Origin of the sequence: Plantactinospora sonchi, from assembly GCF_036422035.1 — a bacterium.
GTDB lineage: Bacteria > Actinomycetota > Actinomycetes > Mycobacteriales > Micromonosporaceae > Plantactinospora > Plantactinospora sonchi.
On sequence record NZ_JAZGQK010000020.1, the window covers coordinates 158587 to 173171 of the forward strand.

The following is a 14585-nucleotide window of genomic DNA, read 5'->3' on the forward strand; positions in this document are numbered from 1 at the left end:
GTCTCGTCAACCACGTACGCTCCGAATCGTCGGCCGGGCGTTCCCCAGATGCGCCCGCAGGGCGCGCCTGGCTCGCGCGTACCGGCTGGAAACCGTCCCCGGCGGCTCACCGCAGATCCCGGCGATCTCGCTGAACGTGTAGCGGTAGAGCACGTGCAGGACCACGACGGTACGTTCGGGCTTGCCGAGATCCTGCAACGCCTGCCACAGCGCGCCGTTGCTGACCACCGCCCCGGCCGGGTCGTCCGGCCGGTGGTCCACCTCGTCGGTCGGTACCTCCCGCCGCCACCGCCGCCACCGGCTGACGTTGCGGGTCACGATGACCTGCCGGGCGTACGCCTCGGGGTTCTCCCGCGCCTTGCGCCACCGCTGCCAGACCTCGACCACCGCGATCTGGGCCAGGTCGTCCGCCTCGGCGGCACTGCCGCTGATCAGGTACGCGAACCGCCGCAGTGCGTCCAGGCGCGCCCGAGCGAAGTCCTCGGCGTCGCTGAACGCGCCATGGGCCATCGGGGTCCCTCCTGTCGGACTACAAACGCCGAGCGCCGTCGATCCGCTCCAAGGAATCTATCGGGTGCGAGGAAGGGCCCCCTATTATCGTTTCCGGTTGTACAGGGGCCCTTCCTGACACCTCAGGCGGCGGGCAGGCCGGTCTGCCGCTCGGCCAGCTCGACGGCGTTGCGGAAGAGCATCGCGACGGTGGTCGGGCCGACCCCGCCGACCCGGGGCGTGATCGCGCCGGCGACCGTCGCGCACGACTCGTCCAGGTCGGGCAGGAGTCGACGGCCCTCGTACCGGACCCCGCCGCCGATCGCGACCGCGCCGGGTCGCAGGTGCTCCGGCCGGACGATCCCGGGTACGCCGACCGCGGCGACCACGATGTCGGCCCGCCGGGTGTGCCGCTCCCAGCCGGGTACGCCACTGTGCACCACCGTCACCGCCGCGTCGGCGGTGGCCCGCTTCTGACTGAGCAGCAGGGAGAGGGGACGGCCGAGGGTGGTACCCCGGCCGAGGACGACCACGTCCCGGCCGGCGACCGGGATCTCGTGGAAGGCGAGCAGCGCCTCGATCCCGGCCGGGGTGCACGGCACCGGGCCGGGCAGGCCGGCGGCGAGCCGGCCCAGGTTCTCCGGGTGCAGCCCGTCGACGTCCTTCGCCGGGTCGATGGCGAGGATCGTCTCCGCGTAGTCGAGCTGCGGCGGGGTCGGGTGCTGGACCAGGATCGCGTGCACGTCCGGATCCCTGTTGTACGCCCCGATCGCCCAGAGCAGGTCCGCCGGGGTGGCGGTGGCCGACAGGTGGATGTGCGGGGAGGCGAAGCCGAGTTCGGCGGCGCGCTCCTGCTTCATCCGGATGTAGCCGGCGCTGGCCGGGTCGTCGCCGACCAGGATGGTCGCCAGGCTCGGTACGACACCGGCGGCCCGCAGCGCGGCGACCCGGGCGGTGATCTCGGCGAAGACCGCCTCGGCGACCGGACCGCCGGGCAGTGGTCGGGCGGTGTGGGTCGGGTTCTCGGTCACGGTCACGGGGCTTCCTCTCGACGGTGGAAGGCCCCGGCGCCCAGGCGTACGGCGACGGAGTGCAGGTCCGGGCGGTCCGTTCCCCGGTGGTGCTCCACCCGCGCCAGTCGCGGAACCGCCGTGGCCAGCGTACTGCGGGCGGGGCCCGGGCGCAGGGGCGTGACCGGCACCGGCACGGCAGGGCCGCCCGGGTTCGGAGGCGGGCGCAGAACCGGCGTACGACACCGACGTTGAGCTGCGTGAACGTGAGAGCGGTCCAGGTCCCGGACATTCGACTCGCGCGTGTCGTACCGGGGCCGTACCGTTTGATTCAGGTGCTTCTCTGACAAGGACGGTGAGGGCGCGATGTCCCGACCAGGTGATGTCAACCAGCCCACGCGTGAGGTTCCCGGTTACGCCAAGGGGCAGGTGTCACCCGCCCCGGCGGATCCGTGGGCGCACGAGAGCGAGACCACGCCGTTCGACGCCGCACGGCCCGTCACTGACCACACCACCACCGAGCTGGAACCGTCCGGCGGTGGCCGGTGGGGGCGCGGCATCTTCGTCCTGGTCGGCGTCATCGGCCTGGTCGCGGTGCTGACCCTCGGGGCGCAGCTCAGCGGCATCCTGCCGGACTTCCGCAATCCGTTCGCCAAGGAGCAGACCGACCGCAGCCAGCCGCCGCTGCTGAAGTCGATCCAGGACCTCAGCCGGTACGTCGCGGCGGAGGGCAACTTCGAGGTGGTCGTCGACCTGGAGCAGAACCGCCGGTACGTCCCGGACTTCCTGCTCGGTGAGCGCACCCTCTTCGTCGGTGCCGGCACCGTCGACGCGTACGTCGACTTCGGGCAGATCAGCGAGGGGGCGATCGTCCAGTCGCCGGACAAGAAGTCGGTCGAGATCAAGCTGCCGGCGCCGCAGCTCGGTCAGGTCAACCTCGACCTGGAACGCAGCTACGTCTTCGCCGAGGACCGGGGCATCCTCAACCGGCTCGGTGAGGTCTTCGGCGGTGACCCGAACCGGCAGCGCGAGACCTACCTCAAGGCCGAGCAGAAGATCGCCGAGTCGGCGAAGAGCAGCGGGCTCGGCGAGCGGGCCCAGGAGAACACCCGGAAGATGCTGGAGCAACTGCTCCGCTCGCTCGGCTACGAGCAGGTCACCATCACCTACACCCAGCCGTAGGACATCCCGGACGGCCAACCGCTCAACGGCGGCGCGGGTCATTCCGCGCCGCCGTTGCTGTTGCCAGGCTCCGTTACTGTCAGCAACTGCCTCCGCTGGGCGTACGGCACCGCCGGTGGCGTCGGGACGGATTTTCTCCGCACCGAGGCAGCGGGCGTCGCGGTGCCGGCGTTGGAGACGGTATGACTGACAGGCACAAACATGGACGCTGACCTCGAGAGGGAGTTCAGCGAGTTCATCGAGGCCCGGTCGCACGCACTGTTCCGCACCGCGCTGGCCCTGACCGGGCACCGGCAACAGGCCGAGGACCTGTTACAGACGGTGTTGACCCGTAGTGTCCGACACTGGGCCCGGATCCGCGCCGACGCGCCGGAGGCGTACCTGCGGACGGCGCTGTACCGCGAGCAGACGAGTTGGTGGCGCAGCCTGCGGAGACGTCGCGAGGTGAGCGCCGAGCGGGTGCCGGAGGTCTCCACCGGCGACGGCACCGCCACCGTCGACCTCCACCTCGCGCTGCGACAGGCGCTGGCGCTGCTGCCTCCCAAACGCCGCGCGGTGCTGGTGCTGCGCTACTTCGAGGACCGGCCGGACAGCGAGATCGCCCAGATCCTGGGCTGCTCCGAGTCGACCGTACGTAGTCAGGCGGCCCGTGCGCTCACCCGACTCCGTGAACTCTGCCCCAAGCTCGACATCCTCCAGGTGAAGGAGACCGCAGGCCGATGAATCCGCACGTCACCGGGACCATCCGGAACGTATTCGAGGAACTGGCCGACTCCGCTCCACCGCCCTCCGGGTTGGCGCGGGTCACGCTCGCGCGGGCCCGACGGCAACGGATCACCCGACTGACCGCGGGCGGCGGTCTGGCCACCGCGCTCTGTGCGGCGCTGGTCGGGCTGCTCGTCGGCGTCGTACCGGCGGGCGACGGCACGGCCGAACAGGTGGCTGGTACCTACTCGCGCAGCTCGGTGGTCACCTCCTACAGCGGCATCCGCGACCCTCAGGTCGAGGACCCGAGCCCCGCGTTCGAGTACTCGATGGTGCTGAACCGGAAGACGGGCCACTACGACCGGTTGCCGTACCGGTTCGCCATGCCGTCACCGGACGGCAGCCAGGTGCTGGTGGGTACGGGCGACAACGGTGCGGCCCATCCGACCCGGGTCGGGATCCTGGACCGGGTCGGCGGGGAGGTCCGGTGGCTGCCCACCCCCGACGTGGGTGCCGCCAACGTCTGGGGGTACGCGGACTCCGGTAGCTGGTCTCCCGACGGTCGGCAGGTCCTCTTCACCTACCGGCCCAAGTTGGACGCACCGGCCGGTTTCCTGCTCACCGACGCGGCGACGCTGCAGACGCGCTTCGTGCCCCTGGCGGACGTGTCGACGGAGAACGCACAGGGCCTCAGCCTGGTCTGGACGCCAGACGGAGCCGGCCTCGTCCTGACCACCAGTCGGAGCGTCGACGAGAGCCAGCCGGACTCGGTGACCGGCATCCGCTTCTACGACCTCACCGGTCGGCTGGTGCGGACGGTCCCGGCCAGTGCGTCGCTGCTCGACGCCGCCGGGTTCTCGCCGGACGGCAGCCGGCTGGCGCTGGTCGACCGGTACGCCCCGGGTCCGACGAAGGTGACCGTCGCCGACGCCGCGACCGGAGTCTCGGAGGGTGTGGTGGACCTGGGCCGGCCGGCCCGGCTGGTGGGCTGGACCGACGACGACCATCTGCTGCTGTGGGTCTTCGCCGACTCCGCTCCGCAGGGCGCGGACCGGGAGGACCAGCTGCTGGTGGTCGACCTGGCCGGCAAGGTCGTCCGGAACGTCCGTCCGGCGGCTGACGAGCCACAGCAGACGTTCATCGGCCCGGCCGACGGCCTGCCTGCCGCCGCGGAGAAGCTGACCCTCTGAACGGCGTGGGTCCGGCCCTTCGTGCCAGGGGCGGGCCCGGCTTCGGAATCGGCGCGGATCCGGCTTCGGAAATGGCGCGGATCCGGCCCTTCGTGACAGGGGCGGATCCGGCTTCGGAAATGGCGCGGATCCGACCCTTCGCGGCAAGGGCGGATCCGGCTTCGGAAATGGCACGGATCGACCCGGAGCAACGGCGTGACGAAACTCGTTCCGCCGGACGAGGGTGCGGCGCAACGGCGGCGCGGGGCTTCCCACCCGCGTCGCCGTTGTCGTTGAAACGGCGGATGGTAGGGAATGGACCCGACTCGTCCGGTCAACCGCCATCGGCCTGAATTCGCAGGTCGGCGGAGGAGTCCATCCGCCGACAGTTCGTCATCGACGGCCCGTCGGCCGTGCCAGACTGACGCCGGGGTCGATTCGGGTCACCCGTCCCGTCAAGAAATCCGTATTTCTGACCGGGGGAGTATTGGAGCCGATTTCATCGACCTCTATCGATCTGTTTCGAGATCGGGACAAAGGGGGAAACGCAGTGACCGATCATCTGGAGAACATGCCGGTGTCCCGGCGTGATCTAATCAGGATCTCCGGGGGGACGACGCTGGCGGCGGTGACACTCGGCTCGCTCGGCGTACCGTCAGCGGCCAACGCCGGCGCGGCGCCGGCCGGCCGACCCGTCCCCGACGGGGTGGGCGCGGCCTCGGCCAGCCCGGGCGCCCGCACCAGACTCCGCTCCACCGGAGCCGACCTGCTGATTCGCGACGGGTCGCCGCACTGGTGGCTCAGCCCGGACATCTGGGTCGTCCCGGGCACCGACCCCAACGGCGTACCCGGCACCCCGGCCGCCGGTGACGTGGCCTACGTGTGGGCCCGGGTGCAGAACACCGGACGGACCGACGCCATCGGCGTCCAACTCCGGTTCTACTGGGGGAACCCGTCGGTGCAGATGTTCTACAGCACCCTCAACCCCATCGGTACGGCGTTCGCCGACGTCGCCGCCGGCGACATCCAGGAGGTGCTCTGCCTGGTGCCGTGGAACGTGGTAACCGTCAACAACGGCCACGAGTGCCTGGTGGTGGTCGCCAGCCTGCCCGACGACCCGCCGCTGCCGGACGCCGTCGACCCGGTCGGATATCCGAACGTGGCCCAGCGCAACCTGACCCTGGCCACGGTGGGGAAGAGTGACTTCAAGCTGACCCTGACCGTCACCGCCGCGCCCCGCAGGCCGAAGCGGGTCCGGATCAGTGCGCTGGTCGGCGGTGAACTGCCCAAGGAGACCCTGCCCACGCTCGGACTGCGCGACCACCGGCCGGTGGAGAAGCGACTGGTCGAGGTCGGGTTCTCGACAAAGCCGATCACCGACCCCAACGACGGCGTCGGCGAACCCGAACTGGAGCTGGAGGTGCCGGCCGGACGCAGCGTGCCGGTCCACCTGACCGTACGCGGCGGCGGGGACCTGGCCGTCGGGGAGTACCAGCTGGTGGAGGTCATCGAGTCGGAGGAGAAGCAGACTCTCGGCGGCATCTCGTTCGCGGTCGTCGGTCAGGAGGGCCTCCGATGAGCGCCACGCCGATGGCCGTACAGACCCGGCCGTTCGCCATCGAGCCGTTCACGAACGTGATGCTGCCGGACGGCATCTTCGACAACGCGCTCTACAAGCTGCGGATCGCCTGCCACTACACCAACACCTCGGGCAGCGACCTGACCAACGTCACCGTCTACCTGGAGAGCGTCGGCGACCCCGGGATCGTGGTGACCGGGCAGACGTACACGTTCGCCCGGATCCCGGCCGGCGCCTCGGTGCTGGTCTCCTGGGCGGCCGACTTCCAGCACGCCTCACCCGGCAAGCCGCTGGTCAGCTTCGTCGCCCGGGCGGACGGGTTCACCTCGGCCCGGACGATCCGGCAGATCTTCGTCTCCCAGACCCGGTACGACGAGACGACGAAGACGTACTCGATCCAGATCCCGGAGGGGCGGCTCGAACTCTCCAAGGTGACCGTCGTACCGCCCGCCAAGGGCGAGTGGTGGGCGGGGGAGAAACCGGACGGCGAGAAGCGCAAACCGTGGCACGGCCCGTACGTCCCCACCGGCTGCACCCTGGTCTGGGTGCCGAACCCCGCCTACCCGGGCACCCACGGTGAACTGCCGTTCGAGGACCCTTGGTGGAAGGTGCTGGCGCTGATCATCCTGGTCATCGCCGCGATCGTCGGGATCATCGCGGCGGCGGTCGGCGCGGGCACCTTCCACGTCGGGATCAAGGGCGAGTTCGAGGAGACCGATCCCGGGGTGGTGACCGAGTGCTGCAAACCGGCACCGGGAGACGTGCTGAAGGGCGGACTCACCGTCGCCGGGGTGGCCGGGGTGATCGCCTCGGTCGCGTTGGCGGTGGCGCTCTCCGACGAGGCCGACCCGCACTGGCGTGGTCAGGAGGCGACCCCGCCCGGCCCCGGCGAGCTGACCGTCGGCGAGCGGGTCGAGGCGCACTGGAAGCTGCTCGACGAGCCGTACGCCGGGAAGCCGTACCGGACGGAGGTGAGGTGGTCGTACGAGCGGACCACCACCGGCGGCGTGTACCACCACCAGGTGGCCGAGGAGCAGACCAACATCCACGTCACCGACGAGGTCAAGGTGGTCACCCCGGACACCGTCACCTCACCGGGCACGCTCTGGGTGCGTTCGACCTTCACCCGGCCCGACTCGACCCTGTTCAGCGGGCCGGACCTGTACACGTTCGTGCTGTTCCGGGCCCCGCAGGGGCTCTACTTCCTGGTGCCGTTGACCGACGACGGCATCGGTTTCGACGACTCGGCGTCCGACGGGGTCTACACCGGCGGTCTGCGCCTGCGGGAGGCGCTGCCCGAGCTGAAGAAGGCCGGCCAGAGCCCGTACGGCATCTGGAAGGTCTACGTCTTCGCCCAGGACGTCAACCGGGTGGCACCCGGCACGCCGCCGCAGATCGCCGCCCAGACCATCGGCGGGTTCTTCGTGGCCAGCGCGGTCCAGATCGCCTTCGACCCCAACCTGCCCTGCCCGCTGGAGGCGCAGTCCAGCATCAAGGTCGTCTGACCGTTCGGGGGTCGACGCCCCCTCCCCGGCCGGCTGACCCCTGCCCTGCCCTGCCCGGGGTCCGGGCCGGCGGAGCCGGAGTGGCCGGTCCGGGGCAGGTGACCGGGGAGCCGGGACGTCCTGTCCACGTCCCGGCTCCTCCGGCGACCGGGTCAGGGGTCCGCGCGGGTGGCTGGAGGGATCGACGTCCCGGCTCCTCCGGCGACCGGGTCAGGGGTCCGCGCGGGTGGCTGGAGGGAGGCCGGCGACTATCCTGCGGGGTCGTGGACCTGACCGCACTGGCCGCGCCGTCCGCCACCGAGGAGCCGCCACTGCTCTTCGCGGCTGTGGTCTGGTCGATCCTGATCATGCTGGTCGTGTTCGTCGCGAACCTCGTCGTACACCTGCTCCGGCCCTGGTTCGGGCCGCTGGACCGGCTGGTGGAGGGGGCCCGGCAGGACGTCTACCTCACCCACGTCCGGGGGCCGGCCGCCGCCGTCCTCGTCGCCGCGACCAGCGGGTACGGCATCAACGTCGTCACCGGGGACAGCGGGTCCCTGGAATACCTGGGCCTGCTGATGGCGCTGCCGCTGCCACTGGCCATGGTCACCTGGGCCGGCGTCCGGGCCGTACGGCAGGCCGACTTCGAGCAGGCGTGGCCGCCGGAGGTGGTGCCGGTCGACGACCGGGTGAAGGTCCGGTACGTGCTGCGTCGGATACGGGCCGAGGCGGACCGGCTGCCTGGCCTACCAGCCGGGGAACTGGACCGGCTCGGCGTGCTGCTGACGGAACTGCTCGACGTGACCGTGCCGGCGCTGCGCGCCCGCCGCGACCGCGGCCTGGGTCGATGGTTGCGGGACCATCCGGTGGTGGCGGTCGGGGTCGGGGTCTGGAGCGGGGCGACGGTGGTCGGCGCCGCGCTCGCGGTCGGCTCCGGATTCGACGGCCCGCTCTGGCGTACGGCGGCGGTCGTCGCCGGGTTCGCGGTGGTCGTGTGTGCCATCCAGGCCGGGCTGCTGAGCGTGCTGCGCCGGCGGAGCCGCCACCGGTGCGCGGAACTCGCCGACGAGGTCGCCGCGACCGCCGGTGGCATCCGCCGGCGCATCACCGAACAGCGGCTGGGTCTGGACATCCGGTCGGCCCCCGCACCGGGCCGACGGCAACGGTGAGCCGGTACGGCTACGCGGCGACGTAGCTGCGGTCCTCGTTCGGCATGATGATCCACAGCGCCAGGTAGATGACCACCTGGGTGCCGGGCAGCAGCACCGAGAGGACAAAGAGCAGCCGCATCATCCCGGCGGACATTCCGAAGCGGCGGGCCAGGCCGGCACAGACGCCGGCGATCATGCGGTTGTCCCGGGGGCGGGTGAGCTTGCGGCTCATCGTGTCTCCTCGCTGACGGGTGGAACGGGCGACTGATTCCACGGTAGGAACGGGCCGTCGTGCCGCCCTCGGTCTGCAGGCGGATCCGCGACGGCGGTACCCGTAGGGAGGTACCCCCCAGGGACGGCCGCAAGCCGGCGTCACCGTCTCCGGGTAGGCTCGCCAACCGGCAGGTCAGGGGCATGCTGGAGGAGTACCGGCAGCCGTGTCCGGGCCAGGGGGCGGCAACGGGGCCGGTCCGGGAGGAGTTTCGATGATCAGCGCTTTCGACCTGTTCACGGTGGGGATCGGGCCGTCCAGCTCGCACACCGTCGGCCCGATGCGGGCCGCCCGGACGTTCGCCGCCGGGCTCAAGGCCGACGGGCTGCTCGCGCTCACCCACCGGATCCACGCCGAACTGTTCGGCTCGCTCGGTGCCACCGGACACGGGCACGGCAGTGACCGGGCGGTCCTGCTCGGCCTGGCCGGGGAGGCGCCGGAGACGGTGGACCCGGACGGCGTCGCCGCGACGGTGGCCGGGGTCCGCGCCGAACGGCGGCTGAACGTGCTCGGTGCGCACGTCGTCGACTTCGACGTCGACCGGGACCTGGTGCTGCACCGCCGTCGGTCGCTGCCGTTCCACCCGAACGGGATGACCTTCACCGCGTACGACGTGGCGGGTGAACCGCTGCGGGCCCGGACCTACTACTCGGTCGGCGGCGGGTTCGTGGTGGACGAGAGCGCGACCGGCGCGGACCGCATCAAACCGGACACCACCAGGGTCCGGTACCCCTTCACCACCGGGGCCGAACTGCTCGCCCTGACCACCGGGACCGGCCTGTCGATCAGCGACATCATGCTCGCCAACGAGCGCTCCTGGCGCAGCGAGGCGGAGATCCGGGCCGGCCTGCTGGAGATCTGGCGGGTGATGCGGGAGTGCGTCGAGCGGGGCAGCACCCGCGACGGCGTGCTGCCCGGGGGGCTGAAGGTCCGCCGCCGGGCGGCCGAGCTGCGTCGCGGTCTGGAGGCCGATCCGACCTCCACCGACCCGCTGCGGGTGATGGACTGGGTGACCCTCTTCGCGCTCGCGGTCAACGAGGAGAACGCCTCCGGTGGCCGGGTGGTCACCGCGCCGACCAACGGCGCGGCCGGGATCATCCCGGCGGTGCTGCACTACTACACCCGGTTCTCGCCCGGCGCCTCCGAGGAGGGTGTGGTCCGGTTCCTGCTGGCCGCGGCGGCGATCGGGGTGCTGTTCAAGGAGAACGCCTCGATCTCGGGCGCCGAGGTGGGCTGCCAGGGCGAGGTCGGCTCGGCCTGTTCGATGGCGGCGGCCGGGCTGGCCGAGGCGCTCGGCGGCACCCCGGCCCAGGTGGAGAACGCCGCCGAGATCGGCATGGAGCACAACCTCGGGCTGACCTGCGACCCGGTCGGCGGCCTGGTGCAGATCCCGTGCATCGAGCGGAACGCGGTGGCCAGCGTCAAGGCGATCACCGCGGCCCGGCTGGCGTTGCGCGGGGACGGGGAGCACACCGTCTCGCTGGACAAGGTCATCAAGACCATGCGGGAGACCGGTGCCGACATGAAGGTCAAGTACAAGGAGACCGCCCGGGGCGGTCTGGCGGTCAACGTCATCGAGTGCTGACGGCACCTCCCTGCCGGGACTCCGTGGGGGATGGACGGCAGGCGTCCGTGAGGTAGCGTGCCGACGGCTGTCGGGTAGCGTTGGCGCGTTGCCGGGGCGGCCCGTTGGCGGCGCCCGGTTCTGTTCGGCGTGCTCCGGTCGGGAAGCCTGGCCCGGTTAGTCGTCATTGTGGCGGTTTTCCCGACTGGTACCCTATGCCGCGTCAGCGACTGCCCGGGTGGCGCGGAATGACAAGCGGGAGGCGGCGGTGACGTCTGGCGTGGTGGCGGTGTGGTCACACCGCAACACGCTGCGGCTGCTCGTCCGCCGGGACCTCGCGGTCAAGTACCAGCAGTCGGTGCTCGGCTACCTCTGGTCGCTGATCGAGCCGCTCGGCATGGGCGCCATCTACTTCTTCGTCTTCGGCCTGCTCTACCGCTCGGCCACGCACCGGCACCTCGGCGACGCCGCCGAGTCGTACCCGCTCTTCCTGATCACCGGGATCTTCGCCTGGATGTGGACCAACTCGGCGATCAGCGAGGCGACCAACGCGCTCACCGGGCAGGCCCGGTTGATCACCACGATGAACCTGCCCCGCGAGGTCTTCCCGGTCGGCCGGGTCGCCGGCCGGTTCGCCGAGTACCTGGCCGGGCTGCCGATCCTGGCCGCCGTCGCGGTGGTCTACGCCGCCCTCGACAAGATCGAGTTCGGCGTCTGGCTGCTCGCCCTGCCACTCGCGATCCTGGTCCAGGCCACGCTGCTGATCGGCCTGGCACTGCTGCTCTCCTCACTCAACGTGCTGATGCGGGACATCGAGCGGCTGATCCGGCTGGTCACCCGGGTGCTCTTCTACGCCACGCCGATCATCTATCCGCTCAGTCTGGTCCGGGAGTCCGGCATGCCGGACTGGGTGAAGATCGCGTACGAGGTCAACCCGCTGGTCGGGATCTTCCAACTGCACCACGCGGTCTGGTACCCGGACGAGTTCCCGGACACCCGACTGCTCTGCCTCTCCCTCGGCGGCAGCCTGCTCACCCTGCTCGCCGGCGCCTGGGTGTTCCGTCGGCTCGAACCCGCCGTACTCAAGGAGCTGTAGGTGGGCGAGCCGATGATCGAGGCGACGAACCTGGGGATCCAGTTCGTCCGCAACCGGCGGCGCAACCTGCGACTGCGGGAGATGTTCATCCACCGGGGCGGCCGGCAGCCATCGGCCGGGGTGTTCTGGCCGCTGCGCGACGTCTCCTTCACCGTGGCGGCCGGTGACACGGTCGGGATCATCGGCCGCAACGGCACCGGCAAGAGCACCCTGCTCCGGCTGATCGCCGGGGTGCTGATCCCGGACGAGGGCCGGATCCGGGTACACGGCACCGTGGCACCGCTACTGGAACTCTCCGCCGGGTTCTCCAACGACCTGACCGGTCGGGAGAACGTGCACCTGGTCGGTTCCCTGCACGGACTCAGCCCCAGCTTCCTGCGGCGGCACTTCGACGAGATCGTCGCCTTCGCCGGGGAGCAGATCGAGAAGGCGATCGACACCCCGGTCCGGCACTACTCGTCCGGGATGAAGGTCCGGCTGGGCTTCTCGGTGATCGCCCAACTGCCGCACCCGATCCTGCTCATGGACGAGGTGACCGCGGTCGGCGACGCCGATTTCCGGAAGAAGTGCTACGACACCATCGACCGGCTGATCGCCGAGGGCCGGACCGTGATGCTGGTTTCGCACAACGAGAACGATCTCACCCGGTTCTGTGGCCGGGGACTCTACTTCGACGGAGGTCGATTGCGGGTGGACGGCACCATACGCGAGGCGCTCGACGCATACCACGACGTGGTCAGGCCGTGATGCTGGCGATCCTGCTCACCCCCACCCGGCCCGGAGCGCCGCTGACCCGCTCCGACGGCAAGCCGCTCGCCGCCGAACTGCGGGAACAACTGCGGGCGGCGGGCGCCCGCGACGTGGTCATCACCGATGACCTGGCCGAGGTGGCGGTGCTCGCCGGCACCGCCCGGGAACCCGTACTGCTCTGCTCCGGCGACCTGGTCGCGCACACCGCCGTACTCCGGCACCTGGCCACCAGTCCGCTGCCCGGCACGGTGGCCCTGGTGCTGCCGGACCCGGAGGCCGGCCCGGTCGGCGTGGTCGAGGAGCGCAACCAGGTGGTCGCGGCCGGCGTCGCGGCCCCGACCGGGTCGGGCGGCGTCGCGACGCTGACCGCCGCGCCGACCGGCGCCTCCGGCGGCGCGGTACGGGTCGGCGTGGCCGACCTGCCGGCCCTGGTCGCCGCCGCCCGGTCGCTGGCGGGTGCCGAGGCGCCCGCCCACGCGACGGACACCCCGACGGCCGGGGGCGACCCGGTGCCCGTGCTGGACCGGCTGCTCGCCGAACTCGCCCGGGTCGGCGACACCGCCGTGCCCGGCATGACGATCTTCGCCCACCGGGTACGCCTGCTCGTCGCCCGGCGGGTCGACGGACCGGCCGAGGTGACCGCCGCCGAGGCCGCCGTGGCGGCGGTCGACTCGGACCGGGCCGAACTGCGGCTCTCGGTCAAGGAGAAGGACGACTTCTTCACCACGTTCTTCGTCAGCACCTGGTCCCCCTGGGTGACCAAGGTCTGCGCCCGGCTGCGGCTCACCCCGACCGGGGTCACCGCGATCTCGGTGCTCTTCGCCGGGGTGGCGGCGCTGCTCTTCGCCTACGGCGACCGGCCGGCCCTGGTCGCCGGCGCGGTGCTGCTCTACCTCGGCTTCATGCTGGACTGCGTGGACGGGCAGCTCGCCCGCTACACCCGGCACTTCAGCCCGTGGGGCGGCTGGCTGGACACCATCGCCGACCGGGCCAAGGAGTACCTGGTCTACGCCGGCCTCGCGGTCGGCGCGGAACGGGCCGGATTCGAGTACGGCTGGGCGCTCGGCATCGCCGCGATCACCCTGCAGACGGTCCGGCACATGACCGACACCTGGTACGGCGCACTGCACGACGAGGCGGCGAAACGGCCCCGGCCGACCGGGGCGGCCCCGCCGGGTGGCCTCGGCGCCCGGCTCAGCGCCGCCTCGAACAAGGTGCAGGCGGACACCGGATCGGTGTCGTACTGGCTGAAGCGGACCGTGGTCTTCCCGATCGGGGAGCGCTGGGCGCTGATCGCGCTGACCGTGGCGCTGTTCAGCCCGTTGGTGAGCCTGGTCGCGGTACTGGTCTGGGGCGCTCTGGCGGCCGCGTACACGCTGGCGCTGCGGACGGTGCGGGCCCGGTCGATGCGGGTGGCGGTGCTGACCGGGGTGGACACCGGACTGCACCGCGACGACGGGCCGGTGGCGCGTTGGCTGGCCGGGCTCGGCCGGAATGCCGGGCTGCCCGGGCCGCTGCCGTTCGCGGTGCTCGGGGCGCTGATCAGCCTGGGCCTGCTCGTGGCCGGCCTGGCCGGGCTCGGCGCCGGATCCGCCCGGTGGGTGGTGCCGCTCGCCGTCCTGGTGGTGCTGCTCGCCGCGGTGCCGGCGCGGGTGCCGCACGGCGGCGCGCTGGACTGGCTCGTGCCGGCCGGGTTGCGGGCCGCCGAGTATCTGCTGGTGATCGCGGTCGGAGTCCTGGTCGGTGCCCCCGAAGCGGTGACGTTCGCGTTACTGTTCGTATTGGCGCTGCGGCACTACGACCTCACCGCCCGACTGGAGAAGCGGGAATCCGCACCACTGCTGCACTCCCTCGGCCTCGGCTGGGACGGCCGGCTGCTGATCCTCGCCTTCGCCACGCTGCTCGGCCCGACCGCCGCGCGGTGGGCGATGCTGCTGCTCGCCGGCTACCTGACGGTGATCTTCGCGGTGAACGCGCTCCGGGGCTGGACACCGCGCGGCATTCCCGGCCCACGACGGCCGGCCGGGGCCGACGCGGCGACAGCCGGTCCGGAGGTCGCCACCCCGGTCGGCGCCGGAGCGGACCCGACCGCCGCCGGCGGTACGGGGAGGCGGGAATGGAACGGGTAACGCCGC

12 protein-coding genes, 1 pseudogene and 1 riboswitch are annotated in these 14585 nt (G+C 71.6%); of the genes and pseudogenes, 10 read left to right on the plus strand and 3 right to left on the minus strand.

Translation table 11 applies throughout. The features are described from left to right. Window positions 1-6: 6 nt before the first annotated feature. Entirely contained in the window at window positions 7-510 is a 504-nt protein-coding gene (locus tag V1633_RS23285) for a sigma-70 family RNA polymerase sigma factor (RefSeq protein ID WP_331216516.1), read from the minus strand. Between the two features lie 122 nt (window positions 511-632). Continuing rightward, entirely contained in the window at window positions 633-1526 is an 894-nt protein-coding gene (locus V1633_RS23290) for a bifunctional 5,10-methylenetetrahydrofolate dehydrogenase/5,10-methenyltetrahydrofolate cyclohydrolase (protein WP_407952086.1), read from the minus strand. 25 nt (window positions 1527-1551) lie between these two features. Next, window positions 1552-1641, minus strand: a riboswitch (ZMP/ZTP riboswitch). A 224-nt stretch (window positions 1642-1865) separates the two neighbouring features. Here V1633_RS23290 and V1633_RS23295 point away from each other — a divergent pair. From V1633_RS23295 to V1633_RS23320, 6 genes are all read left to right on the plus strand, one after another. Then, entirely contained in the window at window positions 1866-2681 is an 816-nt protein-coding gene (locus V1633_RS23295) for a DUF4230 domain-containing protein (protein ID WP_331216517.1), read from the plus strand. Window positions 2682-2882: 201 nt separating this feature from the next. Then, complete coding sequence (locus tag V1633_RS23300; protein WP_331216518.1) at window positions 2883-3404, plus strand: SigE family RNA polymerase sigma factor; 522 nt, start codon at window positions 2883-2885, stop codon at window positions 3402-3404. Beyond that, window positions 3401-4576: a hypothetical protein gene (locus tag V1633_RS23305; RefSeq protein WP_331216519.1), complete on the plus strand. Its 1176-nt coding sequence runs from the start codon at window positions 3401-3403 to the stop codon at window positions 4574-4576. Before V1633_RS23300 ends, V1633_RS23305 begins: the two co-directional genes overlap by 4 nt. 529 nt (window positions 4577-5105) lie before the next feature. Beyond that, on the plus strand, window positions 5106-6134 hold the full coding sequence (locus tag V1633_RS23310) for a hypothetical protein (RefSeq protein WP_331216520.1): 1029 nt from the start codon (window positions 5106-5108) through the stop codon (window positions 6132-6134). Next, on the plus strand, window positions 6131-7639 hold the full coding sequence (locus tag V1633_RS23315) for a hypothetical protein (protein WP_331216521.1): 1509 nt from the start codon (window positions 6131-6133) through the stop codon (window positions 7637-7639). The genes V1633_RS23310 and V1633_RS23315 overlap by 4 nt, the downstream gene beginning before the upstream one ends. A 263-nt stretch (window positions 7640-7902) precedes the next feature. Continuing rightward, window positions 7903-8787, plus strand: coding sequence for a hypothetical protein (locus tag V1633_RS23320; protein ID WP_331216522.1), 885 nt, complete (start codon window positions 7903-7905; stop codon window positions 8785-8787). Window positions 8788-8797: 10 nt separating this feature from the next. On the opposite strand, the gene V1633_RS23325 is transcribed toward V1633_RS23320, so the two are convergent. Beyond that, window positions 8798-9001, minus strand: coding sequence for a PspC domain-containing protein (locus tag V1633_RS23325; protein WP_331216523.1), 204 nt, complete (start codon window positions 8999-9001; stop codon window positions 8798-8800). 253 nt (window positions 9002-9254) lie between these two features. On the opposite strand from V1633_RS23325, the gene V1633_RS23330 reads away from it, so the two are divergent. From V1633_RS23330 to V1633_RS23345, 4 genes and pseudogenes are all read left to right on the plus strand, one after another. Beyond that, window positions 9255-10625: an L-serine ammonia-lyase gene (locus V1633_RS23330; protein ID WP_331216524.1), complete on the plus strand. Its 1371-nt coding sequence runs from the start codon at window positions 9255-9257 to the stop codon at window positions 10623-10625. A gap of 247 nt (window positions 10626-10872) precedes the next feature. Further along, on the plus strand, window positions 10873-11700 hold the full coding sequence (locus V1633_RS23335) for an ABC transporter permease (RefSeq protein WP_331216525.1): 828 nt from the start codon (window positions 10873-10875) through the stop codon (window positions 11698-11700). Continuing rightward, the gene (locus V1633_RS23340; protein ID WP_331216526.1) at window positions 11701-12447 is read left to right on the plus strand and encodes an ABC transporter ATP-binding protein; all 747 of its coding nucleotides are present in this window, start codon (window positions 11701-11703) and stop codon (window positions 12445-12447) included. Continuing rightward, window positions 12447-14518 (plus strand): annotated as a pseudogene (locus V1633_RS23345) (DUF5941 domain-containing protein); the annotation flags it as partial. The gene V1633_RS23340 and the pseudogene V1633_RS23345, both read left to right, overlap by 1 nt. Between the last annotated feature and the right edge of the window lie 67 nt (window positions 14519-14585).

What these genes read in the sequence shown, in the direction of transcription:
- V1633_RS23305 (WP_331216519.1), top strand. Translation starts at nt 3,401, where the DNA reads ATGAATCCGCACGTCACCGGGACCATCCGGAACGTATTCGAGGAACTG.
- V1633_RS23300 (WP_331216518.1), top strand. Translation starts at nt 2,883, where the DNA reads ATGGACGCTGACCTCGAGAGGGAGTTCAGCGAGTTCATCGAGGCCCGG.
- V1633_RS23330 (WP_331216524.1), top strand. Translation starts at nt 9,255, where the DNA reads ATGATCAGCGCTTTCGACCTGTTCACGGTGGGGATCGGGCCGTCCAGC.
- V1633_RS23325 (WP_331216523.1), bottom strand. Translation starts at nt 9,001, where the DNA reads ATGAGCCGCAAGCTCACCCGCCCCCGGGACAACCGCATGATCGCCGGC.
- V1633_RS23315 (WP_331216521.1), top strand. Translation starts at nt 6,131, where the DNA reads ATGAGCGCCACGCCGATGGCCGTACAGACCCGGCCGTTCGCCATCGAG.
- V1633_RS23285 (WP_331216516.1), bottom strand. Translation starts at nt 510, where the DNA reads ATGGCCCATGGCGCGTTCAGCGACGCCGAGGACTTCGCTCGGGCGCGC.
- V1633_RS23295 (WP_331216517.1), top strand. Translation starts at nt 1,866, where the DNA reads ATGTCCCGACCAGGTGATGTCAACCAGCCCACGCGTGAGGTTCCCGGT.